The organism is Streptomyces sp. f51 (genome assembly GCF_037940415.1).
GTDB lineage: Bacteria > Actinomycetota > Actinomycetes > Streptomycetales > Streptomycetaceae > Streptomyces.
Map to the genome: position 1 here is coordinate 6,717,459 of NZ_CP149798.1, position 22,564 is coordinate 6,740,022.

The 22,564-nt window shown below is 73.0% G+C and carries 21 protein-coding genes; 7 read left to right on the top strand and 14 right to left on the bottom strand.

Annotated features, from left to right (window positions below; genetic code table 11):
* Window positions 1–43 precede the first annotated feature (43 nt).
* The 4 genes from egtD to egtA form a co-directional block, all read right to left on the bottom strand.
* Entirely contained in the window at window positions 44–1,018 is a 975-nt protein-coding gene (gene egtD / locus WJM95_RS29055) for an L-histidine N(alpha)-methyltransferase (RefSeq protein WP_339133039.1), read from the bottom strand.
* 172 nt (window positions 1,019–1,190) lie between these two features.
* On the bottom strand, window positions 1,191–1,982 hold the full coding sequence (gene egtC / locus WJM95_RS29060) for an ergothioneine biosynthesis protein EgtC (protein WP_339133041.1): 792 nt from the start codon (window positions 1,980–1,982) through the stop codon (window positions 1,191–1,193).
* Complete coding sequence (egtB, locus tag WJM95_RS29065; protein WP_339133043.1) at window positions 1,982–3,313, bottom strand: ergothioneine biosynthesis protein EgtB; 1,332 nt, start codon at window positions 3,311–3,313, stop codon at window positions 1,982–1,984. The genes egtC and egtB overlap by 1 nt, the downstream gene beginning before the upstream one ends.
* Complete coding sequence (egtA, locus tag WJM95_RS29070) at window positions 3,310–4,668, bottom strand: ergothioneine biosynthesis glutamate--cysteine ligase EgtA (protein ID WP_339133045.1); 1,359 nt, start codon at window positions 4,666–4,668, stop codon at window positions 3,310–3,312. The genes egtB and egtA overlap by 4 nt, the downstream gene beginning before the upstream one ends.
* Before the next feature lie 256 nt (window positions 4,669–4,924).
* Here egtA and WJM95_RS29075 point away from each other — a divergent pair, with 256 nt between their 5' ends.
* Window positions 4,925–5,758: a TIGR02452 family protein gene (locus WJM95_RS29075; protein WP_339133047.1), complete on the top strand. Its 834-nt coding sequence runs from the start codon at window positions 4,925–4,927 to the stop codon at window positions 5,756–5,758.
* 48 nt (window positions 5,759–5,806) lie between these two features.
* On the opposite strand, the gene WJM95_RS29080 is transcribed toward WJM95_RS29075, so the two are convergent.
* The 4 genes from WJM95_RS29080 to WJM95_RS29095 form a co-directional block, all read right to left on the bottom strand.
* The gene (locus WJM95_RS29080) at window positions 5,807–6,262 is read right to left on the bottom strand and encodes a type II toxin-antitoxin system PemK/MazF family toxin (protein WP_339133049.1); all 456 of its coding nucleotides are present in this window, start codon (window positions 6,260–6,262) and stop codon (window positions 5,807–5,809) included.
* A gap of 226 nt (window positions 6,263–6,488) precedes the next feature.
* Complete coding sequence (locus WJM95_RS29085; RefSeq protein ID WP_339133051.1) at window positions 6,489–7,976, bottom strand: SPFH domain-containing protein; 1,488 nt, start codon at window positions 7,974–7,976, stop codon at window positions 6,489–6,491.
* 204 nt (window positions 7,977–8,180) lie between these two features.
* Window positions 8,181–8,399: a hypothetical protein gene (locus tag WJM95_RS29090; protein WP_339133053.1), complete on the bottom strand. Its 219-nt coding sequence runs from the start codon at window positions 8,397–8,399 to the stop codon at window positions 8,181–8,183.
* A 26-nt stretch (window positions 8,400–8,425) separates the two neighbouring features.
* Complete coding sequence (locus WJM95_RS29095; protein ID WP_339133055.1) at window positions 8,426–9,850, bottom strand: amidase; 1,425 nt, start codon at window positions 9,848–9,850, stop codon at window positions 8,426–8,428.
* Between the two features lie 170 nt (window positions 9,851–10,020).
* Between WJM95_RS29095 and WJM95_RS29100 the strand changes: the two genes are divergently transcribed.
* The 3 genes from WJM95_RS29100 (at window position 10,021) to WJM95_RS29110 (ending at window position 13,823) form a co-directional block, all read left to right on the top strand.
* The gene (locus tag WJM95_RS29100) at window positions 10,021–11,055 is read left to right on the top strand and encodes a LacI family DNA-binding transcriptional regulator (protein WP_339133057.1); all 1,035 of its coding nucleotides are present in this window, start codon (window positions 10,021–10,023) and stop codon (window positions 11,053–11,055) included.
* A gap of 99 nt (window positions 11,056–11,154) precedes the next feature.
* On the top strand, window positions 11,155–12,369 hold the full coding sequence (locus tag WJM95_RS29105) for a 4-hydroxybenzoate 3-monooxygenase (RefSeq protein WP_339133059.1): 1,215 nt from the start codon (window positions 11,155–11,157) through the stop codon (window positions 12,367–12,369).
* 17 nt (window positions 12,370–12,386) lie between these two features.
* Window positions 12,387–13,823 carry an aldehyde dehydrogenase family protein gene (locus tag WJM95_RS29110; protein ID WP_339133061.1) on the top strand — a complete coding sequence of 479 codons (1,437 nt, stop codon included), beginning with the start codon at window positions 12,387–12,389 and terminating at the stop codon, window positions 13,821–13,823.
* A gap of 35 nt (window positions 13,824–13,858) precedes the next feature.
* Here the strand turns inward: WJM95_RS29110 and trxA are convergent, their stop codons facing one another.
* Window positions 13,859–14,236: a thioredoxin gene (gene trxA, locus WJM95_RS29115; RefSeq protein ID WP_339133063.1), complete on the bottom strand. Its 378-nt coding sequence runs from the start codon at window positions 14,234–14,236 to the stop codon at window positions 13,859–13,861.
* A 119-nt stretch (window positions 14,237–14,355) separates the two neighbouring features.
* Between trxA and WJM95_RS29120 the strand changes: the two genes are divergently transcribed.
* Entirely contained in the window at window positions 14,356–15,789 is a 1,434-nt protein-coding gene (locus WJM95_RS29120) for an NAD(P)/FAD-dependent oxidoreductase (protein WP_339133065.1), read from the top strand.
* A 162-nt stretch (window positions 15,790–15,951) separates the two neighbouring features.
* Here the strand turns inward: WJM95_RS29120 and WJM95_RS29125 are convergent, their stop codons facing one another.
* The 5 genes from WJM95_RS29125 to WJM95_RS29145 form a co-directional block, all read right to left on the bottom strand.
* A complete protein-coding gene (locus tag WJM95_RS29125) occupies window positions 15,952–17,538 on the bottom strand; it encodes an ABC-F family ATP-binding cassette domain-containing protein (RefSeq protein ID WP_339133067.1) in 1,587 nt (528 codons plus the stop codon).
* Window positions 17,539–17,913: 375 nt separating this feature from the next.
* A complete protein-coding gene (locus WJM95_RS29130; protein WP_339133069.1) occupies window positions 17,914–18,573 on the bottom strand; it encodes a peptide deformylase in 660 nt (219 codons plus the stop codon).
* A gap of 182 nt (window positions 18,574–18,755) precedes the next feature.
* Window positions 18,756–19,103 carry a tetratricopeptide repeat protein gene (locus WJM95_RS29135; RefSeq protein WP_339135918.1) on the bottom strand — a complete coding sequence of 116 codons (348 nt, stop codon included), beginning with the start codon at window positions 19,101–19,103 and terminating at the stop codon, window positions 18,756–18,758.
* 112 nt (window positions 19,104–19,215) lie between these two features.
* Window positions 19,216–19,656, bottom strand: coding sequence for a MarR family winged helix-turn-helix transcriptional regulator (locus WJM95_RS29140; RefSeq protein ID WP_339133071.1), 441 nt, complete (start codon window positions 19,654–19,656; stop codon window positions 19,216–19,218).
* Window positions 19,657–19,658: 2 nt separating this feature from the next.
* Window positions 19,659–20,219 carry a MarR family transcriptional regulator gene (locus WJM95_RS29145; RefSeq protein ID WP_339133073.1) on the bottom strand — a complete coding sequence of 187 codons (561 nt, stop codon included), beginning with the start codon at window positions 20,217–20,219 and terminating at the stop codon, window positions 19,659–19,661.
* A gap of 289 nt (window positions 20,220–20,508) precedes the next feature.
* On the opposite strand from WJM95_RS29145, the gene WJM95_RS29150 reads away from it, so the two are divergent.
* A complete protein-coding gene (locus WJM95_RS29150; protein WP_339133075.1) occupies window positions 20,509–21,474 on the top strand; it encodes a pirin family protein in 966 nt (321 codons plus the stop codon).
* Window positions 21,475–21,776: 302 nt separating this feature from the next.
* A complete protein-coding gene (locus tag WJM95_RS29155; RefSeq protein ID WP_339133077.1) occupies window positions 21,777–22,100 on the top strand; it encodes a hypothetical protein in 324 nt (107 codons plus the stop codon).
* Window positions 22,101–22,564 lie beyond the last annotated feature (464 nt).

The following is a 22,564-nucleotide window of genomic DNA, read 5'->3' on the forward strand; positions in this document are numbered from 1 at the left end:
TCCCGGTCGCCCGCCGTGGGCGTGCGCCCGAACCCGGGCCGCGCTAGCCCGCGGTGGCGAGGGTCAGGGTGAACCCCGCCTCGGGGTCGGCCCAGAGTTCGTCCGTGCGCAGGCCCGCGTCCGCCATCTCCGACCGCAGTCCTTCGACCGTGAACTTCGCGCTGCGCTCGGTGATCCACTCCTCACCCTGCTCGAACGGCACGGACAGACCCAGGCCCCGGATCTTGACGCGCTGTTCGGCCCGGCTGCGCAGCCTCATCTCGATGTGGCTCTCCTCGCCGTTCCACACCGCGACATGGTCGAAGCTGTCCGGGTCGAAGTCGGCGTCCAGTTCGTGGTTCAGGACGTGCAGCAGGTTCTTGTCGAACTCGGCCGTGACCCCCTGGGCGTCGTCGTAGGCGGTGACCATCTCGTCCACGTCCTTGACCAGGTCCGCGCCGATCAGCAGGAAGTCCTCGGGGCGCATGATGTCCCGCAGCCCGCGCAGGAACGGGCCCCGGGTGGACCGGCGGAAGTTGCCCAGCGTGCTGCCGAGGAAGGCGATCAGACGGGAGCCGCGCTCGGGCAGTTCCGGCAGGACGAGGGGGGCGGTGAAGTCGGCGCGCAGGGCGTGCAGGCTGATCCCCGGGTAGTCCGCGACGAGTTGGGCGCTCGCCTGGTGCAGCGCGTCCGCGCTGACGTCGACCGGGACGTACCGCAGGCCGGCGGGACCCAGCGCCTCGATGATCAGCTTGGTCTTGGTCGAACTCCCGGATCCGAGTTCGACCAGGCTGCGCGCCGACGTCCGGGCCGCGATCTCGTCGGCGTGCCGTTGCAGCAGCCCCAGTTCGGCCCGCCACAGGGGGTACTCGGGCAGCTGGGTGATCTCCTCGAACAGGTCGCTGCCCCGGGCGTCGTAGAACCACGTGGGCGCCGTGGACTTCGGGGTGCTGGTCAGCCCGTCGTGGATGTCGGCGTTCAGAGCCTTGGCGTAGTGCTCGGCCTCGAGCGTGTCGGTGTAGCCGTAGGTGCCGGTCATGAGTGCCTCTCTTCGGTCGGCGTCGACGTCACATCGGCGGAGTGCCGGGATCGCGGTCCGCCCGTCGAAGCGGCGGAACCGGCGGCCGAGGGTGCCCTTCGTGCACCGGAGAGGGCGTACGGGGGTGCCTGTGCGGTGTCCTCGTGAAGGGTGGGGTTCAACTCGAACGGACTCACGTACGGGGCTCCTTGCGCTGTGCGGATGCCATGTCGTCGCTCATGTCCTTGAGCGGGGTGAGCAGGACGTCGGTACGTCCGGCGGTGAGGAGGGTGCGGTCGGGGACCTCACGCCAGAGCGGGTCGTCGTCGTGCGGCTCGGAGGCCACGAGGGTGCGGCGGCCGGGCTCGATCAGATACCAGAGGGTGTCGCCCCAGGCGGTCGCGGTGATCGCCTCGCCGTCGGTGAGCAGCAGGTTGAGCCGCGACCCCGGTGCCGCCTCGGCGACCTCCACGACGGTGTCGGCCAGCGCCTGGCCCGGTTCGTCGCCCGACCGCAGCCGGCGCAGGACCAGCGCCCACACGAACGCGGAGTCGCACCGCGCCTCCAGGGACAGCAACTCGGCCGGGGGCAGGCCCGACACGAGCGGGGCGAGCGTTCCGGGCCAGCCTCGGACCGCACCGTTGTGGCTGAACAGCCAGGGACCCGCGGCGAACGGCGCGGCCGCCGCCTCCCCGTCCGCGCCCGCCACGGTCGCGTCCCGCACCGCGGCGAGCAGCGCCCGCGTCCCGACCACCCGGGCCAGGTCCGCGAACGACTGGTCGCCCCAGATCGGGCCCGTGCGCCGGTAGCGGGCCGGGACCGGGTCGCCCTCGGCGTACCAGCCCACCCCGAAACCGTCGGCGTTGACCGTCCCGTGCCGCTGGCGCCGGGGTGCCCACGACTGCCGGAACAGGCTGTGCTCCGGTGCCACGAGGAGCGCTCCGAGCCTCTCCTCGTCTCCCAGATACGCCAGATGACGGCACATCAGGCGGCTCCGTCGCGGGCCGTGCGGAACCCGGAGAAGATCTGCCGCCGGATCGGGTAGTCCCAGTTGCGGAACGTGCCCCGGCAGGCCACCTGGTCCACCGCGAACGAACCGCCGCGCAGCACCTTGTACTCCGGGCCGAAGAACACCTCCGAGTACTCGCGGTAGGGGAACGCGACGAACCCGGGGTAGGGCTCCAGATCGCTCGACGTCCACTCCCACACGTCACCGATCAACTGCCGTACGCCGAGCGGTGACGCGCCCGCCGGATAGCTGCCCGCCGGGGCCGGACGCAGATGGCGCTGGCCCAGGTTGGCGTGGGCCGGGGAGGGGTCCTCGTCCCCCCACGGGTAGCGCGTGGAACGGCCGGACACCGGGTCGTGGCGGGCGGCCTTCTCCCACTCGGCCTCGGTGGGCAGCCGCCGCCCCGCCCAGCGCGCGTACGCGTCCGCCTCGTACCAGCACACGTGCAGCACCGGCTCCTCGGGCGGCACGACCTCCGTCACCCCGAAGCGGCGCCGCAGCCACTGGCCGCCCTCGCGCCGCCAGAACAGCGGTGCCTCGATGCCGTGCGTACGGATGTGGTCGAAGCCCGCGGGGGTCCACCAGCGTTCCTCGCCGTAGCCGCCGTCCTCGATGAAGGCCTGGTAGGCGGCGTTGGTGACCGGGGTGGTGTCGATGAAGAACGACGGGACCGTGCGCCGGTGCGCGGGACGCTCGTTGTCGAGCGCCCACGGTTCGGTGGAGGTGCCCATCACGAACGGGCCCCCGGGCACCAGGACTTCGGCGGGACCCGTGAACGGCTCCGCGGGCGCGGGGTCCGGCGCGGTGAGGGCCGCGGGCCCGTGCCGGAGCTGATGGGTGATCAGCATGGTCTCGTCGTGCTGCTGTTCGTGCTGCGCGATCATGCCGAACGCGAATCCCGACTCGGTCAGCCGGGTGCCCTCGAACGCGGCGCTCTCCAGGACGTCCAGCGCCCGGCCGCGTACCTCGGCCGCGTATGTACGGGCCTCGGCGGGCGGCAGCAGCGGCAACGACGGCCGCTCCGCGCGCGCGTGCTCGAAGGCGTCGTACAGCCCGTCGATCTCGGGCCGCATCGCCTCGCGCCCCGCGACCGCCCGCAGCAGCCACAGCTCCTCCTGGTTGCCGATGTGCGCGAGGTCCCACACCAGCGGAGACATCAACGGCGAGTGCTGTGCCGTCAGTTCGGGGTCCTCCACGCACGAGGTGAGCAGGGCGGTGCGGTCGCGGGCGGTGATGAGCGCGTCCAGGGCGCGCTGCCGGAGCGACTCCGGATCCGTGCGCGGATCGGAAGCGGTCGTGCCGGTCATGTGCTGATGTCCTTCCCGTCGGACGGACGCTGCGGGCCGCCGGCCGGGCCGCGCCCGGAGGGGCCGTCGTGGCGGGCCGGGCCGCCGTCGTGGTGGGCCATGGCCGCGCCGACCAGGTCGTCGGCGGGGCAGCGGCCCCGGGCCACATAGCGGTCGGTGAACTCGGCCACCGCGTCGAGTACCTCCGCGGTGGCACCGAGCCGGGGCAGTGCCTCGTACGCGGCCGCGAAACAGATGGCCGCGGCCTCGCGCAGCTCCGGATCGGCTAGGCCGAACCGCGCCGCGTCCTGCCACAGCGGATTGCGCGGCGCCGGATCACGGCCGGCCCGCTCGGCGAGCGGCTTGACCGTCCGGTAGGCGATCTCGGCCGCCTCCGGGTCGTCGAACAGCGCCGCCGTCACCGCGAGCGGCACGATCCAGCCGTCCTCGCCCGGCTGGGCGTCGATCATGCGCAGCTCCAGATGCCCGCGCGGCCGTACCGGCGGGAACAGCGTGGTCATGTGGTAGTCGAGGTCCGTCCGGTCCGGTGGCGCGTCGGACCTCGTCCAGTCCCGGAAACTCAGGCCCTCCGGGACCTCCCAGGGCGCGTCGGTCCCTCGTACGCACATCACCGGCGCGTCCAGCACGCGCCGGGCCCAGGCCGCACGCGGATCACCGCCCAGCGGCGGCGCGTCGGTGCGCCCCGGGTCCATCGACGCCCACAGCGACTGACGGGTGGAGCGCCAGCCGGTGCGCCGTCCGCGGGCCATCGGCGAGTGGGCGAACGCGGCCACGAGGACCGCGCCGAGCTGATGGGCCAGCCACCAGCGGCGCCCGTGCCCGAGCGGGCCCGGCTCCTCGTACCCGGCGTCCAGGCACACCTGGACCGACGCCGACGTGCACATCATGGCGCGGCCCTCCGGCCCCGCGCGGTCCAGATACCGCTCCATGGCGTCGTACCTGGGCTCATGGAGATAGCGGCTCGGGGGGTTCCAGGGGTCCTGGCCGAAACCGCTGAGGCCGAGGCCCGCCTCGCGCAGGGTCGCGCGTACGGCGTCCAGGTCGGCCGAGACGGACCGCACGCACTCCATCAGGGAGGCGGCGGGGTCGGAGCTGAGCTCCAGCTGTCCTCCGGGTTCGACGGTGAGCGCCGAACGCAGGGGCAGGGTCCGCAGTGCGGCGTAGGCCGCTTCGAGTCGTTCGGGTGATACGGGCAGCCGCGGTCCGCGCAGCTCGTGGACCAGCCATTCCACCTCGACACCGAGGAGGCGGGGCGGACCGGTCTTGAAGCAGATGCCACGGACCAGTGCTTCCACCTCGGCCTCGGTGACAGCGGAGCGTCGTCGCTCCGTACAGTCACTCACCGAATCGGACATGTCGGGATCCTCCTGAGATTCCACCATGCCGCCGGCCCGGGGTCTGGTGGGCCGGACCGACAATGACCGTTCCACCCAAGACCCTCTCGCCGGTTCGCACAAGGGTGCAAATCGTCGCTTCGGGGACCGGGAAGCGCTGTTTGCGGCGCCGGGAAACTCTGTTGCGCCCGAGGACCAGCATCGCTCACGATGCGTTCATGGGCACGACGGGGGAGCGCACGCAGGCCGCGCCCGTGGCGCGTACGGGGGTGGCGCCATGAGCGCGCGCCTGCGTGCGATCGCCCGGGAGACCGAGGAGATCGTGGCGGCCGGCGGCTACCGCGCCCCCTCCGGAGGCAGCGTTTCCATCGCCGCGGCCGTCGAGGCCGCGCGGGCCGGGACACGGCTGCACGGACCGGAGCCGGTGGGGATACCGTCGGTGACGCGGGTCGTCACTTCGTACGAGGTGACGGGCGAGAGCAGCCTGGAGGCGGCCCGTCGGCTGACCTCGCGGGGCGGGGATCCGGTGGCCGTGCTGAACTTCTCCTCGGCGCGCAATCCCGGCGGCGGCTATCTGAACGGCGCGCAGGCCCAGGAAGAGGCCTTGTGCCGGGCCTCCGCGCTGTACACGTGTCTGCTGCGGGCCCGCGGTTTCTACGACCATCACCGCGCCCACCGTGACGCGTTCTACACGGACCGTGTCCTTCACTCGCCCGGCGTACCGGTGTTCCGGGACGACCGCGGCCGGCTCCTCGACGAGCCGTTCGCGGCCGGTTTCCTGACCGCGGCCGCCCCGAACGCCGGGGTCGTCCTGCGCACCGACCCGCGGCGGGCGGCGGATCTGCCGGGCGCGCTGGCGATCCGCGCCGAACGCGTCCTGGAGACGGCCGCCCACCACGGCTACCGCCGTCTGGTCCTCGGGGCCTGGGGCTGCGGGGTGTTCCAGAACGAGCCGGAAGACGTGGCGCGGGCCTTCCGCGGCGTGCTGGCCGGGGGCCGCCTGGAGGGGTACTTCGACCACGTGGTCTTCGGCATCCTGGACCGCACCCCGCACCGGACCACCCACCAGGCCTTCGACCAGGTGTTCGCGCCCGAGCTCCGGGGAGCGTGAGCCCCCCGGTCGTCGCGGTGTCGTCCGGTGCGGTCGGCGCAGGAGCGCTCAGCGCCAGCCGTACAGCTCCTTGAGCCGGTGCACCACGGAGTTGAACCGCATCCGGTCCAGCGCGCACGCCTCCCGTCGCATCCCGTCCTCGTGCAGCCGCATCACGCGGTCCACGTTCACCCAGGAGTCGCGGCCGGTGCGGTCCCAGGGGCCGCTGCCGATCGCCACCCACTCGCGGTCGCCGTTGTGCGCCTTGCTGGAGAGCTGGACGGCGAGCAGGGTGCCCGCGGCCTCCCGGGCGACGACGAGCACCGGGCGGTCCTTGCCCCGGCCGTCGTTCTCCTCGAAGGGCACCCACGTCCAGACGATCTCACCGGGATCGGGGTCGCCGTCGTGCGCGGGGGAGTACTCGGTCCGCACGGGGCCGACCTCGCGGGGCTCGGCCTCGGTGGTCGCGGAGGGGCCGTAGCGGCCCGGGACCTGTTCTTCGGTGTCATCGGTAAAGGCGTTCACGTCGGCCACCGTAGAGGCCGCGTCCGAGATCGCGGCGGGCGGGGCCGGGACCGGAGGGCCCCGCGCGGACCCGGGACCCGGTCCAACTCCCCGGCGCCGCCCGCCGTACGGCCTCACGCGCGCCGGGGAGACGGCGCCGGGCGCACGGGGGCTGTGGTCCAACTCCCGTACGCCCGAGCCCTGCTGCTCACATCTCTCGGTGCCGGCGCGCCTCAGCGCGCCGGTCTCACCCCTCCTTCTCCACGGGCACCTTCTGGCTGACCGGCGCCACGACCCCGTTGAGTTCCACCGCGGAGTTCTTGGCCTGGCTCCCCTCCTGGTTCATCGAGGCGAGCAACTGGCGTGCCAGGCCGAGGCCGGTGCCGCCCATGGTGAGCGCCTTGGCGAACAGGTCCGACATGCCGTCGGCGCCGTTGAGCAGCACCATGTGATCCACGTTGCCGAACGCGCTCGCGCCCGCCTGGACGATCTCCGGCCAGTGCTCGGCGAGTTGCTGGGCGACGACGGCCTCCTGGTTCTCGGCCAGCGCGGCGGCGCGGGCCTGGATGGCCTCCGCCTCCGCGAGACCCTGGGCCCGGGTCGACTCGGCCGCCGCGAGGCCCTTGGCCTGGGCGGCGGCTGCCTCGGCCTCACCGGTCGCCCGGGTCGCCTGGGCGGCCGCCGAACCGCGCGCCTTGGTCGCCTCGGCCTCGGCGTTGGCCGCCGTCTTGACCCGGGTGGCCTCCGCCGCGGCGGCCAGTTCGGTCTCCTTGGCCTTGGCCTGCGCCGCCGAGATCCGCGCGTCGCGCTCGGCCTCGGCCTGTGCCCGGATCTCGTAGGCGCGGGCGTCCGCCGGCTTGCGGACGTCCGCCTGGAGCTGCTGCTCGCGGCGGTGCGCCTCCAGCTCGGCGACCCGGGTCTCCTGGACGACGACGTCCTGCTGAGCCGCGGCCGCCGCCAGCGGGCCGGCCATCTGGGCCGTCGCCGCCGCCTTGTCCCGCTCGGCCTGGTAACCGGCCTGCTGGATCTCGCTGTCCCGGGTCGCCTCCGACATGCGCGCCGCGGCCTTCTGCTCGGCCTCGGTGGCCAGCCGGTTCGCCTCGGCCTGCGCGATACGCGCGTCACGCTGCACGGCGGCGGCGTGCGGCATCGCCAGGTTCCGGATGTACCCGGTCGGGTCCTCGATCTCGTGGATCTGGAGCGAGTCGACGATCAGACCGAGCTTCTCCATCTCCGTGCCGCACGCGGCCCGGGTCTGACCGGTGAGCTTCTCCCGGTCGCGGATCATGTCCTCGACGGTCAGCCCGCCGACGATGGACCGCAGATGGCCCGCGAACACGTTGTGCACGCGCTCCGCCATCATCTTCTGCTGGTCGAGGAAACGACGCCCCGCGTTGGCGATCGACACGAAGTCGTCGCCCACCTTGAAGATGACCACGCCCCGCACCTTGAGCGGAATGCCCTGGGTGGTCACGCAGTCCACGTGCAGTTCGGTCTCGTTGAGGTCGAGCGAGATCTTCCGCACCGCCTGCACGCCCGGCAGGACCAGCGTGCCGCGCCCCGTCACGATGCGGAATCCCATACCTTCTTCGAGGCCTTCGGTCCGATGCTTCGAACCGGAGATGATCAACGCTTCGTTGGGCTCCGCGACGCGCCACATGAGCTTGAAGACCACAACGATGAAGATCAGTGCGAGGACAACCGTCCCCGCCACGACGCCGATGACCATCGGCATACGCCCCCTTTGCATGGTGCCCTTTCGGCACCGAACGAACGGGAGTGTGCTCCTCGGCGGCACCCGGGTACAGGGCTCGGCGCATCCTTGTTGCGTTCTTGACGCATACGGCTCTCACCTGGGACGAGTGCAGCTCAACTGTCGTGTGTACGGCGCGAGTCGACCCGTCGTCCAGGTGGGCGTCCGAAGCCGCCGGGGGCGCCGTCAGCTGTCGTAGGCGGCCGACACGTACACCGTGCGCGGGGGCAGGTACTCCACCACCATCACCACCGTGCCCCGCTCGATGCGGTCCCGCGGCGCGGCCGGGTAGGCGAGGAAGTGCTCGGCGCCGCCGCGCACCCGGACGATCACCTCGCCGACGAGCCCGGGTCCGACCGTGCCGGTGACCCGTCCCATCAAACCGACCATCGAGGCATCGTCCATGGCCTCAGCGTAAGGCTCGAACTCCCCTATGCGGCCGGGGAGTCCGCGACGGCTTCGTGCGGAGGCCACAGCTCGTGCCAGCGCAGGTCCGCCTCCAGCTGGGCGGCGAGCGACACCAGCAGCGGCTCGCTGTCCGCGGGCCCGAGCAACTGCGCGCCGACCGGCAGCCCTTCGCCCACGAAACCGGCGGGGACGTTGACGCCCGGCCAGCCGAGGATGTTCCACGGCCAGGCGTACGGGCAGGCCGCGATCATGGCCCGGTCGGTGCCGATGCCGCTCAGGCCGAGCATCGAGCCGATCCGCGGCGGGGGAGCGGCTGTCGTCGGCGCGAGCAGCACGTCGTAGACGCCGAAGAGCGCGCCGACGCGCCGCTGAAGCCGCGCCTCGGCCCGGCGGGCCGCACGCAGCGGGGCGCCGCCGAGCAGCCGGCCGACGCGCGCGGTGTCGTGGGTGCGCCGGTCGAGGAGTTCGGGGAACGGCGAGGTGCGCACGCGTTCGGCGACGCCCGCCGTGGCGCGCGGGACGAACGTGAGCCCGATCGGCCCATAGCGGGGTTCGGCCTCCTCGACCGTGTGCCCGAGCGCGGCCAGCCGCTCCGCGAGCGCGAGGACCTTCGCCCGAACGGCGGGGTCGAGCCGTGCGGGCAGCGCGGTGAAGGGCGGTTTCAGCGACAGCGCGATGCGCAGCCGTCCCGGGTCGCGGCCCACGGCGTCATGGACGCGCAGCGCGGCGGGCCGGTGCAGATCGCCCTCGTGGCTGCCGCTCGCCGCGTCCAGCAGCAGGGCCGCGTCCGCGACCGTGCGGGCGAGCGTGCCGTTGACGGTGATGCCCTGGAAGGACTCCGGGCGGGGCCAGGTCGAGATCCGTCCGCGCTGCGGCTTGATGCCGACCAGATGAGTCCAGGCGGCCGGGATGCGCACGGAGCCCGCACCGTCCGAGCCCAGCGCCGCGGGCACCAGGCCCGCCGCCACGGCGGCCGCCGAGCCCCCGGACGATCCGCCCGGCGTGTGCCCGTGATGCCAGGGGTTGCGGGTCGCGCCGAAGGCCGGGCCCTCGGTGAAGGGCCACTGGCCCAGCTCGCAGGCGTTGGTCTTGCCGACCACGACGGCACCCGCCGCGCGGAGCCTTCGTATCGCCTCGCCGTCCTCGGCGACCGGTGGGAAGTCACCCCGGCAGCCGAACGCGGTCGGCTCGCCCGCCACGTCCATGTCGTCCTTGACCGCGACCGGCACCCCGAGCAGGGGCCGCCGCCCGCCCGCCGCCAGTTCCGCGTCCGCCGCGTCCGCCTCCGCCAGGGCGGCCTCGGCCCGGACCAGCCGGAACGCGTTCACCGTGGACCGGGTGGCCTCGATCCGGGCGAGCGCCCGCTCGACCAGCTCGCGCGAACTCACCTCCCCCGCGGCCAGCGCACGCGCGCTCTCCGTCAGTCCTGGGGCGCGGTCGGGAGTCATGCGGGCCACCTCCGAAGCGGTCGTCTACCGAACGGTAACCTCTGCGGCGGCGCTGCGGTACGGTGCCTGCAACTCCCTTCGCGGAAGCGGGAGTTCCGGGAAATGGCGGCGCCGATCGGGGGCCCCGGCGCGCGGAGGCGACCCGGCCCTCTGCGAGGATGCCTGGCGTCATGGTGCAGATACCGAACCAGTCCGCCCAGCCGGCGCCCGCCCGACGGCCCGTACCGACCAGTGCCGACGTTGCACGCCTCGCGGGTGTCTCGCGCGCGACCGTCTCGTACGTCCTGAACAACACCAGCGCCGTCCGCATCAGCGAGCCCACCCGGCGCCGGGTCCGCGAGGCCGCCGAGGAACTCGGATACGTTCCGCACGCGGCCGCCCGCAGTCTGCGCGCCGGACACAGCCGCATGGTCCTGATGCCCGCCCCCGCGATCCCTGTGGGCCCGCTCTACCACCAGTTCTTCGCCGAACTCCAGTCGGAGCTCGGGCGGCTCGACTACACCGTCGTGCAGTACGGCAGCGTCGGCCTGCACGGCGACGAGGCCGCCCGCGCCTGGGCCGAACTGCGCCCCGTGGCCGTCCTGGTGCCCGGCAGCGGTCTCGGCCCCCAGGGGGTCGAGGTCCTCAAGCGGGCCGGCGCCCGCGCCGTGCTCACCCTGGGCCCCGAACGGGTCGAGGGCGCCCACGCGCTGCTCATGGACCACGACCGGGTCGGCCACTGCGCGGGCGTCCATCTGCTGTCCGGGGGCCGCCGCCGCATCGGGGTGGTGATGCCCGAGGAGAGCGGCCTCGAGATCTTCTCCAGGCCCCGGCTCGACGGCGTCCGGCGGGCCGTGAGCGGCACGGAGGCGACCGTGACGGAACTGCCGCTTGCGTACGAGGAGGAGGCCGCGGCCCTGCTCGCCGCGCGCTGGCGCTCCCTCGGGCTCGACGCCGTCTTCGGGTACAACGACGAGTACGCGATGCTCCTGATGCGCGCGCTCCAGGACGAGGGCGTCGCCGTGCCCGAGGAGAGCGCCGTCGTCGGCGCCGACGACCTCATGCTCGGCCGGCTGCTCAGGCCCCGGCTCAGCACCGTGCACCTGGAGCTGCCCTCCGGCCGCGACCTCGCGGAACTCGTCGACCGGGCGGTCCGCGAGCCGGGTGCCGAGCCCGGGACGCACGAGGTACTGGGCGCACGAGTCGTGCACCGCGCGTCGAGCTGAGAGAGGCTGGTGCCGCGGCGGGCATCGTCCGCCCGGCCCGTGCGCGGCCGGCGGGTCCCCGCGCCAGGACCCGGCGGCACCGGACAGCGGAGGCGTTCCATGCGGACCACGGTCGGCATCATCGGCGGAGGCCCGGCGGGGCTCCTGCTGGCCCGGCTGCTGCACCGGACCGGGATCGACTGCGTCGTCCTGGAGAGCAGGACCCGTGCGTACGTCGAGCGGCGCCAGCGGGCCGGGATGCTGGAGCAGGGCACGGTCGACGCCCTGCGCGCCTGCGGAGCGGGCGAGCGGCTGGACGCCGAGGGCCTGGTCCACCACGGGATCGAGCTGCGCTTCGAAGGGGAGCGCCACCACGTCGACTTCCCCGGGCTCACCGGCGGCAGTACCGTCACGATCTACGCCCAGACGGAGATCGTGAAGGACCTCGTCGCCCTCCAACTCGCCGACGGACCGCCTCTGTTGTTCGAGGCCGAGGCGCTCGCCGTGGAGGGGCCGGAGAGCGCCTCGCCCGTCGTGCGGTTCGCGCACGAGGGGCGCGAGCGGACGCTGATCTGCGACTGGGTGGTGGGCTGCGACGGCGGCCACGGCGTCGCGCGCTCCGCGTTCCCGGCCGGAGCGGGCCGCTCGTACGCGCACGACTACCCGTACTCCTGGCTCGGCATCCTCGCCGATGTGCCGCCCTCCTGCGAGGAGTTGATCTACGCCCGGGGTGCCGGGGGTTTCGCCCTGCACAGCATGCGTTCCCCGTCGGTGTCCCGGCTCTACCTCCAGGTCCCGAACGGCACCGACCCCGCCGACTGGCCCGACGGGCGCATCTGGGACGAACTGGCCGCGCGCTTCGCGGTCGACGGGGACTGGCGGCTGGAACGCGGGCCCGTCACGGCCAAGTCGGTCACCCCCATGCGCAGTTGGGTGCACGAGCCGATGCGTCACGGGCGGGTGTTCCTGGCCGGCGATGCCGCCCACATCGTGCCGCCGACCGGCGCCAAGGGCCTCAACCTCGCGGTGTCCGACGTACGGCTCCTGGCCCGCGCCTTCGAAGATCTGCACCGCACCGGATCAACCGAACTCCTCGACATCTATTCGGAGTTGGCCCTCGAACGGGTGTGGCAGGCCACCCGCTTCTCGTACGACATGACTAGGATGTTGCACGCTCAACCAGATGGGGATGCCTTCGAACACCGGATGCAGCTCGCGCGACTGCGCCGGATCACGGTGTCCCGCCCCGCCGCCGCCGAACTGGCCGCGAACTACACGGGACTTCCGCTGCCCCGAGCCGCAGGGCCCGCCGAGTCCCCCGCTGCTGATCAGTGAACGATCGGAGAGCCGACATGCCGCTGCTCGACCCCACGACCTGGCAGTCCCACCCGCTCACGGGCGACGAGTACACCGTCACCGAGCCCGCCACCGGCGAGGGCCTCGGCACCCTCACGCTCGCCGGCGCCGAGGACATCGCGACGGCGGCGCGGACGGCCCGCGCCGCCCAGGGCGAATGGGCCAGGGCCCCGCACTTCGTCCGCGCCGCCGTCCTGCGCAGGGCGGGCGACCTCTTCACCGCGCACGCCGGCGAACTGCGCGACTGGATCGTGCGGGAGTCGGGCTCCATCCCCGGCAAGGCGGACTTCGAACTGCACGTGGCCGCCCAGGAGTGCTACGAGGCGGCCGCCCTCGCCTCACGCCCGACGGGCCAGGTCCTGCCCTCGGAGGCCCCGCGCCTGTCGTACACGCGCCGGGTCCCCGTCGGCGTCGTGGGGGTGATCGCGCCGTTCAACGCGCCGCTGATCCTCTCCATCCGCTCGGTCGCCCCCGCGCTCGCGCTCGGCAACGGCGTCGTGCTGAAGCCGGATCCCCGCACGGCCGTGTGCGGCGGCCTCGCGCTCGGGGCCGTGTTCGCCGAGGCGGGCCTGCCGGACGGGCTGCTCCAGGTGATGCCCGGCGGCCCCGAGGCCGGCCAGGCCCTGGTCGCCGACCCCCTGGTCCCGGTCGTCTCCTTCACCGGTTCGACCGCCGCGGGGCGTGCGGTCGGTGAAGCGGCCGGACGTCATCTCAAGCGCGCGCACCTGGAGTTGGGCGGGAACTCCGCCCTGATCGTCCTGGAGGACGCCGATCTCGACGCGGTCATCTCCACGGCGGCCTGGGGCTCGTTCTTCCACCAGGGCCAGATCTGCATGACCACCGGCCGCCACCTGGTCCACGCCTCGCTGTACGAGGAGTACGTGGAACGGCTCGCCGCCAAGGCCGACTCGCTGGCCGTCGGCGACCCGCACCGCGAGCAGGTGCACCTCGGGCCCATCATCGACGAGGCCCAACTCGCCAAGATCCGGGGGCTGGTGGAGTCCAGCACCGCGAACGGCGCGAAACTGGCGGCGGGCGGCACGCACGAGCGGCTCTTCTACCGGCCGACCGTGCTCGCCGGCGTCGACGACACCACCCCGGCGTACGCGCAGGAGGTCTTCGGCCCGGTCGCGCCGGTCCGCTCCTTCGCCACCCCGGACGAGGCGGCGGCCCTGGCCGCCGCGGGACCGTACGGCCTCTCCCTCGGCATCGTCACCCGGGACACTGCACGCGGCCTCGACCTCGCCGAGCGCATCCCGACCGGTATCGCGCACATCAATGATCAGACCGTCAACGACGAGGCCGTCGCGCCCTTCGGCGGTACGGCCGCCTCCGGCACCGGCGCCCGCTTCGGCGGCGAGGCGAATCTGGACGCCTTCACCGACCTGCGGTGGACGACGGTGCGGGGGGACGTGGCGGGCTACCCGTTCTAGGAGCTCCCGGCCCGGCGACCGGGGTTCACCGGCCCCTATTCGGCGTTCTTGGCCTGCTGGGCCGCGACCGACTTGCGGACCTCGTCCATGTCCAGCTTCCGGGCCTGCCCGATCACGTCGTCCAGGGCGGCGGCGGGCAGCGCACCGGGCTGGGCGAAGATCGCGACCTGGTCGCGCACGATCATCAGGGTCGGGATCGACTGGATCTCGAAGGCCGCCGCGAGCTCGGGCTGAGCCTCCGTGTCGACCTTGGCGAAGACCAGGTCGGGGTTGGCCTCGGCGGCCTTCTCGTAGACCGGGGCGAACTGACGGCACGGCCCGCACCAGGACGCCCAGAAGTCGATCAGGACGAACTCGTTGTCCGTGACCGTCTGGTCGAAGTTCTCCTTGGTGAGCTCAACGGTGCTGCTCATTCCATTTCCCTCTTCCTCACGTCCGGGTCATGCCGGTCAGCACAACGCCACCCACCGGGGGCCTATTCCGGGCCCCTACCCGTGTGGCCACGGCGCACGCCAGCAACCAGACTGGCCCCATGACGGAAACGGAATCCATCGCCTACGACGTCGTGGTGCTCGGTGCCGGACCCGTGGGGGAGAACGTCGCCGACCGCGCACGCGCCGCCGGCCTCTCCACCGCGGTCGTGGAGAGCGAACTGGTCGGCGGCGAGTGCTCGTACTGGGCGTGCATGCCCAGCAAGGCCCTCCTCCGCCCGGCGATCGCCCGCGCCGACGCCCGCCGCGTACCCGGCCTCGCCGCCGCCGTGCAAGGCCCCCTCGACGCCTCCGCGGTGCTCGCCCACCGCGACTGGTTCACCTCGGACTGGAAGGACGACGGCCAGCTCGCCTGGCTCGACGGCATCGGTGCCGACTTCCACCGCGGACACGGCCGGCTCACCGGACCGCGCACCGTGACGGTGGAAGGCCCCGACGGACAACGCACCGTGCTGACCGCCCGGCACGCGGTCGCGGTCTGCACCGGCACCCGCGCCCAGCTCCCCGACCTGCCGGGCCTCGCCCAGGTCAAGCCGTGGACGAGCCGCGAGGCGACCAGCGCCCACGCCGTGCCCGGACGGCTGATCGTGGTGGGCGGCGGTGTCGTGGCCGCCGAGATGGCCACGGCCTGGCTGGCGCTCGGCTCCCGGGTCACCCTCCTGGTCCGCGGCAAGGGCCTGCTGCCCCGCATGGAGCCCTTCGCCGGGGAACTCGTCGCCGAGGCGCTGACCGAGGCGGGCGCGGACGTGCGCACCGGCACCTCGGTGACCGCCGTCTCGCGCGAGGGCTCCACCGTGGTCGCCCTCACGGACGCCGGCGACCGCATCGAGGCCGACGAGATCCTGTTCGCGACCGGCCGGGTGCCGCACACGGACGACATCGGCCTGGAGACCGTCGGCCTGGAGCCGGGCGGGTGGATCGAGGTCGACGACAGCCTCCGGGTCATCGGCAGCGAATGGCTCTACGCCGTCGGCGACGTCAACCACCGTGCGCTGCTCACCCATCAGGGCAAGTACCAGGCCCGGATCGCGGGGGCCGCCATCGCGGCCCGCGCCGCGGGAGTACCGCTCCTGGAGACGGACCCCTGGGGCGCGCACTCGGCGACCGCCGACCACGCGGCCGTACCCCAGTGCGTCTTCACCGACCCGGAGGCGGCGGCCGTGGGCCTCTCCCTCGCGGAGGCCGAGCAGGCGGGTCACCGGGTCCGGGCCGTGGACGTCGACATGTCCTCGGTCGCGGGCGCGGGACTGTACGCGGACGGCTACCGCGGCAAGGCCCGCATGATCGTCGACCTCGACCGCCGGATCGTCCTCGGTCTCACGCTGGTCGGCCCCGGCGTCGGCGAACTGATCCACTCCGCGACCGTCGCCGTCGTCGGCCAGGTGCCGGTGGACCGCCTGTGGCACGCGGTCCCGTCCTATCCGACGGTCAGTGAGGTCTGGCTGCGGCTGCTGGAGGCGTACCGGGACGCGTGAGCCCCCGGGGCGGGGGCGGCGAGCCGTCGTGCCGCCGCCCCGCACGACCGGGTGCCGGCGCCTCACCGCCCCGCACGACCGGGTCCCGGCGCCTCCCCGGACCGGCCGGACCGGGGCCCCGGGCGGTCAGGACCGCCCGGGGCCCCGCTCGTCAGGACACGGTCAGGACAGGGACACCAGCTCCCGGTACTCCTCGCTCCACAGGTCCTCGTCGGCGTCCGGGAGCAGCAGCACCCGGTCCGGGCGCAGCGCGTCGACGGCTCCCTGGTTGTGGGTGACCATGACGAGCGCGCCGGGATACGTGGCCACGGCGGCCAGGACCTCGGCGCGGGAGGCCGGGTCCAGGTTGTTGGTGGGCTCGTCCAGGAGGAGCACGTTCGCGCCCGAGTGGACGAGCCCGGCAAGCGCGAGCCTGGTCTTCTCACCCCCGGAGAGGGCCCCGATCCGCTTGTCGGCGTCGTCACCGGTGAACAGGAACGAGCCGAGCACCCCGCGTACCTCCCCGTCGCCGAGCTGCGGCGCGGCGGCGGCGAGGTGGCCGCGGACCGTTCCGGCCGGGTCCAGCGTGTCGTGCTCCTGCGCGAAGTAGCCGAGGCGCAGCCCGTGCCCGCGCACCACGCGCCCGCCGTCCGGGTCCTCGTGACCGGCGAGCAGCCGCAGCAGGGTGGTCTTGCCCGAGCCGTTCGGGCCGAGGACCACCAGCCTGCTGCCCCGGTCGACGGCGAGGTCGACGCCCCCGAGGACGCGCAGATCGCCGTACGACTTGGCCAGCGCGACCGCGCCGAGCGGCATGCGCCCGCACGGGGCCGGTTCGGGCAGCCGGATCCGGGCCGCCTTCTCCGTCCGCCGGACCGGTTCGAGACCGGCGAGCAGACGGTCGGCGCGGCGGTCCATGTTCCTCGCGGCCACGGCCGTCGCCACGTGCGAGCGCATCTTGTCGGCCTGGGCGTGCAGCGCCGCCGCCTTCCGCTCGGCGTTCGCCCGCTCCCGGGCGCGGCGCCGCTCGTCGGCGTCGCGCTGGGCGAGGTAGGCCGACCAGCCGGTGTTGTGGACGTCGAGGGTGGCGCGGTGCGGGTCCAGATGGAAGACGCGGTTGACCACGTCGGCCAGCAGGGAGGTGTCGTGACTGATGAGGACGAGCCCCGCCCGGCGGCTCGCGAGGAACCCGCGCAGCCAGGCGACGGAGTCGGCGTCGAGGTGGTTCGTCGGCTCGTCGAGGAGCAGGACGCCGTCGTCCGCGAACAGGATGCGCGCCAGCTCGACCCTTCGCCGCTGTCCGCCGGACAGGGTGCCGACCCGCTGGTCCAGCACCCGGGCCGGCAGCCCGAGGCCCGCGGCGACCCGGGCCGCCTCGGCCTCGGCCGCGTACCCGCCGCGCGCCTGGAACTCGGCCTCGGCGCGCACGTAGGCGTTCATCGAGCGTTCGGATCCGTCGGCCATCGCGGCCTCGGCCGCGCGCAGCGCCCGTACGGCGCGGTCGAGACCGCGGGCCGAGAGGATCCGGGCGGTGACGGTGACGGCGGGGTCCGCCGCGGCCGGGTCCTGGGCGAGGTGGCCGACCGTGCCGGTAAGGGAGACGGAACCGGCGGAGGGGCGCCGGAGCCCGGCGAGGGTGCTGAGCAGCGTGGTCTTGCCGGCGCCGTTGCGGCCGACCAGGCCGACGCGGTCGCCGGGGGAGACGGTGAAGGAGATGCCGGACAGCAGCAGACGGGCACCGACGCGCACGTCGGCACCGCGAACGGTGATCATGGGAGAACGCTCCAGAGGTCAATCGGCTCAAGGACACACGTGTGGCGTGGAAGCGGGTCCTGGAGCTAAGAGACGCGGGGCGTTGACATGCGGGCAGGCTAACGGAGGCGGGGGCGGGGCGCTCGCGATTTATGTACGGGGGAGGCGCGGCGGTGCGATGCCCGTGGCCGTGCCGGGCCGTGCGGGGCGAGGCTGGCGCTACGGCGCTACGGCGCTACGGCGCTACGGCGCTACGGCGCTACGGGGCTACGGGGCTACGGGGCTACGGGGCTACGGGGCTACGGCACGGCGCGGCGGGGTTGTGACGGGGCGGGGCCGTGACCGGGGCTATGGCGCGGCGAGGCTGTGACCGGGCGGGCGGGTCGCGACCGGGGCTCAGTTCGGCAGGTCGAAGCCCAGGGCCTCGGCCGCCAGTTCCGGTGTCGGCTGGGACCACAGGTCCGCCGTCGCCTGGTTCGAGGACAGTGAGCGCAGCTCGGCATGGTCGAGGTAGAGGACGCCGTCCAGGTGGTCCGTCTCGTGCTGGACGATGCGCGCGGGCCAGCCGCTGAACACCTCGTCGACGGCTCGCCCGTGCTCGTCGAGCGCCGTCAGCCGCACCTGGTCGTGCCGGGCCACGACGGCCTGCCAGCCAGGAACGCTCAGGCAGCCCTCGAAGAACGCGGCCCGACCCGGACCGATCCCGTCGTACGACGGATTGACCAGCACGCGGTACGGCAGTGGCACCCGCCCGCGGACGAGGCGGACCTCGTCCGAGACCGGCGCCGGGTCCTCTATGACGGCGATCCGCAGCGGCACGCCGACCTGGGGCGCGGCGAGACCGACACCGGGCGCCGCGTGCATCGTGGCGCGCAGGGCGGCGACGAACCGGTCCAGCAGTCCCGGGTCCAACTGCCCGTCGAACGGCTCCGTTCGCCGGCGCAGCACGGGATCGCCGGCCGCGACGATCGGCAACGGCCCCTCGTGACCGAGGAGTTCTTCGACCAGGTCGCTGAGGGAGATGCGCGGGGGGCTGACGTCAGGTTCGGATCCCATCCCGCCAGGATGCCAAGCGGAAGCAAAGCGATCGAGGCGGCACGGGCGGAGTCGGACGACTTTCCTCGTATGGCACCGGTCACAACGCGGGGCCGCGACGGTCGGGATCCGGCCCCGACGGCAGCCGGGGCCGGACCCGACATGGCCGGGTCCGGCCCCGTAACCACCGGCGGCGGCTCGTCTCAGGCCTCCTCGAACTCGCCCCCGAGCGCGGACGCGATCCGCAGATGCGAGGCCGCTTCCTCGGGGCGGCCGAGCCGTTGGAGGGTGCGGCCCAGCATCAGACGGGCGTAGTGCTCCACCGGGTCCCGCTCCACGATCGTGCGCAACTCGGTCTCGGCCCGGCGCAGTTGGGCCGAGTGGTAGTAGGAGCGCGCCAGCAGTAGCCGGGGTCCGGTCTGCTCCGGCACCTCCTCGACCAGTCCGCCCAGGACGCGCGCGGCCGCCGCGTAGTCCTTGGCCTCGAAGAACATCCGCCCGCGCTCCCAGCGCTCCGCGGCCGTCCCGTGGTCGTAGTACGTCATGTCCACCACTGACCTCCTTCGACGGGCCACAACCAAGGCGATTGGTTGAAAATTCCACAAGCCCCCGAGGCTGCGGGCCGGAGAGCCCGCACGTGTGCAAGCCGTCGTGCCGGCGGGGTCACGCCCCGGCGAGTTCCTTGTTGGCCCGCTCCGTCACGAGGGCCAGGACGCGCCCCGCGGCGGCCAGGTCCTCGGCCGGGATCCCCGCGTACACCCGGGCCGCGATCTCGTCGCCCGCGGTGCGGACCGACGCGAACAGCTCCCGGCCGGAGTCCGTCAGGGACAGCCGCCCCGGTGCCGGCTCCTCCAGGAGGCCCCGTGCCGTCAGCTCCTCGACGGTCCTGAGGGCCGCCGGCTCGTCGATCTTCAGGCTGGCGGTGAGCCGGTTCGTGACCCGGGCTCGTTCGGTGGTCCCGCCGTCGTCCGACACGGCCCGCAGGGCCACCGACTGCTCGAACGTGGTGCCGCTGCGGGCCAGCACCCGCTCCAGGGCGGCGCGGGACGCGTAGTGGGCGAGGCCGATGACCTGGCCGTTGACAGGGGGAACAGAGGTGGTCATGACTACTCCTCGGGTGGAACCTCTTCGGAATGTCCGGAATGTTCGGAGGGTCGTGAAGCCCGGCCGGTGCGCGGCCCGGATCCGCTGGGCGGACCGAGCGGTAGGTCGAGGGGTACGTCGAGCAGGACGGCCAGCTCGCGGCTGAACGCCCGGGTGCGTTCCCCGCCGAGGCCGCCCAGGGGTTCGAGCAACTGCTCCAGGAGGCCCTGGACGACGGTGATGGCGCGCAGGGTGACCTCGCGCCCCTTGTCGGTGAGGGTCAACCGCACCGCTCGGGGGTCCGCCGGATCCCGGTCGCGGTCGAGAAGGCCGGCCGCCTCCAGGGAGCGGGCGAGTTTTGAGACGTAGAGCGGTTCGAGTCCGGTGTGGTCGGCGAGCCGGCGCTGGCTGGGGTGCTCTCCGGCCCGGTGCATGCCGTACAGCGACGCCACCAGTGAGTACTGCGCGTGTGTCAGGCCCAGCGGACCCACGGCGCGGTCCACCGCGACGCGCCACTTCATCGACAGCCGCCAGACGAGGAAACCGGGCGTCGCGTTCTCGGAAACCGACTTCGCTGAACTCATGAAGGAAACGGTACATGGATACTATGTCCATGGCTACTATTTTGCTGCCACGAGCCACGAGCCACGAGCCACGAGCCACGAGCCACGAGCCACGAGCCACGAGCCACGAGCCACGAGCCACGAGCCGACCAGCCGACGAGCCCGGTTCGACCTCGAACGGCCCCGGCCGTGGCGTGCGGGTCCGGTGGCCGGACGACCCGGGCCACCATGCCGGTTCTGGGTCAAGTGCCCCTCAATGCGCCGATCGATGGACTGACGGGAGGCCCCCGGCGGGTCTAGGTTGTGGGTCATGAGCAATCTTGATCGGGAGCCGGTTCCCGCCCCCTGCGGCGGCCGCGGGTTCGTGGTGGCCGAGCCGGTGCGCGAACTCCTCAGCCCCCGCCGGGTCAAGCTCGGCGAGGCCACCGAGGTCCGTCGTCTGCTGCCCAACCTGGGCCGGCGCATGGTCGGCGCCTGGTGCTTCGTCGATCACTACGGACCCGACGACATCGCCGACGAACCCGGCATGCAGGTCCCGCCGCACCCGCACATGGGCCTCCAGACCGTCAGCTGGCTGCACGAGGGCGAGGTGTTGCATCGTGACTCCACGGGCAGTCTCCAGACGATCCGCCCGCGCGAGCTCGGCCTCATGACCTCGGGCCGCGCCATCAGCCACTCCGAGGAGAGCCCCCGTGCTCACTCCCGCCTGCTGCACGGCGCCCAGCTCTGGGTCGCGCTGCCGGACAGCCACCGGCACACCGACCCGCACTTCGAGCACCACGCCGAGCTGCCCGTCGTCACCGCCCCCGGCCTGCGGGCCACGCTCCTGCTGGGCACGCTCGACGGCACGGCCTCGCCCGGCACGACGTACACGCCGATCGTCGGCGCCGACCTGGCCCTGACGGCCGGTGCGGACGTACGCCTGCCGCTGGAGCCCGACTTCGAGTACGCCGTCCTCGCCATGTCCGGCGAGGCCAGGGTCGACGGCGTACCGATGCTCCCCGGCTCGATGCTCTACCTCGGCTGCGGCCGCACCGAACTCCCGCTGCGCGCCGCGACCGACGCGGGCCTGATGCTGCTGGGCGGTGAGCCGTTCGAGGAAGAGCTGATCATGTGGTGGAACTTCATCGGCCGCACCCAGGAGGACATCGAACAGGCCCGGGAGGACTGGGCCAAGGGCGGGCGCTTCGGTGAGGTGAAGGGGTACGACGGGGCACCGCTGTCCGCCCCGGAACTGCCCCCACTGCCGCTGAAGCCGCGCGGAAGGGTGCGCTGACCCGGGGTTCCAGCTCTGGCGCACGCCTCCCGTGGGACACGGTGGTCCCTGCTCGGCACCCGGTGCTCCCGAGGCGCGATCGCACCTCGGGAACGCGTCGACGGGCAAAGCTGCGTTTTCCTAACGGAGCCTCAGCTGTGTTGTGGTGGTTTTGCAGTCGACGCCCCTTGGCCGTGGCGGCTGCTCTGGTCGTCGCCTCCGGCTGCTCGTCCCGGGACGACGAGGCCACACCCTCACATTCGACATCGTCACCCTCGAGTTCGGCATATTCCGACGGGGCCCGTGAGGCCGTCGAAGCCTACGTGGACGCCCTGCACTCCCGCAGCGCCACCGACCTGATCGCCATCGGCGGTGTCAAGGACGAGAAGTGGTCGAGGCAGGAGGCCGCGCAGATCCTCGCCGCCCGGGGCGGGCGCGGATGCAAGGTCAAGGAGGTCCAGATCGAGCGCGACATGGGTTCGGACACCGGCTCGGCCCGCCTCGTTGCTGAGGACCGGTCGGGCAAACCCATGCGGGACACCTTCACCGTGATGCGGCAGAAGGGCACGTGGCACCTGGTGGTCTTCACTCACCAGCCGACCGAGTTGGGTAAGGAACCCGCGTCAACGGACAAAGCTGGTTCCTGACGGCCACGTTGGGGCGGCGTGTGCCTCGCACTCGGGGCACACGCCGCCCAGTGCCGTTGGGCTCCAGACGTTCTTCGACAGCCGTGACCGCAGCGCCGTGGTGGGTGGTCAGGGCGTGACCGGAGACGTCGCTGCTGTCGATGTGCACGCTGAGCCGTACGGCCCTCAGCTTGTTGCAACTGGCGGCGCTCACTCAATCGAATTCTCCCCAGCTGGCAGCATGAAGCGTGGCGGACGCCATCCGATGCCTTGTGCTGAGAAGAGTAAACGGCTGCTTTCGGCGGCATCTACCTGCGCATGACCGTCGATACGCGAAGTCCCCGGCGCCAGCGTTTCCGCTGGTGACGGGGTCTTTGGGCACCTGATGAGGGGTGCCCCGGCAGGATTCGATCCTGCGCACACGGCTCCGGAGCCCAGGTGAGACCGCAGGGGCATTGCTGCCCTGACCTGCGGCGAAGGCTCCG

What these genes read in the sequence shown, in the direction of transcription:
- egtD (WP_339133039.1), bottom strand. Translation starts at nt 1,018, where the DNA reads ATGACCGGCACCTACGGCTACACCGACACGCTCGAGGCCGAGCACTAC.
- egtC (WP_339133041.1), bottom strand. Translation starts at nt 1,982, where the DNA reads ATGTGCCGTCATCTGGCGTATCTGGGAGACGAGGAGAGGCTCGGAGCG.
- egtB (WP_339133043.1), bottom strand. Translation starts at nt 3,313, where the DNA reads ATGACCGGCACGACCGCTTCCGATCCGCGCACGGATCCGGAGTCGCTC.
- egtA (WP_339133045.1), bottom strand. Translation starts at nt 4,668, where the DNA reads ATGTCCGATTCGGTGAGTGACTGTACGGAGCGACGACGCTCCGCTGTC.
- WJM95_RS29075 (WP_339133047.1), top strand. Translation starts at nt 4,925, where the DNA reads ATGAGCGCGCGCCTGCGTGCGATCGCCCGGGAGACCGAGGAGATCGTG.
- WJM95_RS29085 (WP_339133051.1), bottom strand. Translation starts at nt 7,976, where the DNA reads ATGCCGATGGTCATCGGCGTCGTGGCGGGGACGGTTGTCCTCGCACTG.
- WJM95_RS29090 (WP_339133053.1), bottom strand. Translation starts at nt 8,399, where the DNA reads ATGGACGATGCCTCGATGGTCGGTTTGATGGGACGGGTCACCGGCACG.
- WJM95_RS29095 (WP_339133055.1), bottom strand. Translation starts at nt 9,850, where the DNA reads ATGACTCCCGACCGCGCCCCAGGACTGACGGAGAGCGCGCGTGCGCTG.
- WJM95_RS29100 (WP_339133057.1), top strand. Translation starts at nt 10,021, where the DNA reads ATGGTGCAGATACCGAACCAGTCCGCCCAGCCGGCGCCCGCCCGACGG.
- WJM95_RS29105 (WP_339133059.1), top strand. Translation starts at nt 11,155, where the DNA reads ATGCGGACCACGGTCGGCATCATCGGCGGAGGCCCGGCGGGGCTCCTG.
- WJM95_RS29110 (WP_339133061.1), top strand. Translation starts at nt 12,387, where the DNA reads ATGCCGCTGCTCGACCCCACGACCTGGCAGTCCCACCCGCTCACGGGC.
- trxA (WP_339133063.1), bottom strand. Translation starts at nt 14,236, where the DNA reads ATGAGCAGCACCGTTGAGCTCACCAAGGAGAACTTCGACCAGACGGTC.
- WJM95_RS29120 (WP_339133065.1), top strand. Translation starts at nt 14,356, where the DNA reads ATGACGGAAACGGAATCCATCGCCTACGACGTCGTGGTGCTCGGTGCC.
- WJM95_RS29125 (WP_339133067.1), bottom strand. Translation starts at nt 17,538, where the DNA reads ATGATCACCGTTCGCGGTGCCGACGTGCGCGTCGGTGCCCGTCTGCTG.
- WJM95_RS29130 (WP_339133069.1), bottom strand. Translation starts at nt 18,573, where the DNA reads ATGGGATCCGAACCTGACGTCAGCCCCCCGCGCATCTCCCTCAGCGAC.
- WJM95_RS29140 (WP_339133071.1), bottom strand. Translation starts at nt 19,656, where the DNA reads ATGACCACCTCTGTTCCCCCTGTCAACGGCCAGGTCATCGGCCTCGCC.
- WJM95_RS29145 (WP_339133073.1), bottom strand. Translation starts at nt 20,219, where the DNA reads ATGAGTTCAGCGAAGTCGGTTTCCGAGAACGCGACGCCCGGTTTCCTC.
- WJM95_RS29150 (WP_339133075.1), top strand. Translation starts at nt 20,509, where the DNA reads ATGAGCAATCTTGATCGGGAGCCGGTTCCCGCCCCCTGCGGCGGCCGC.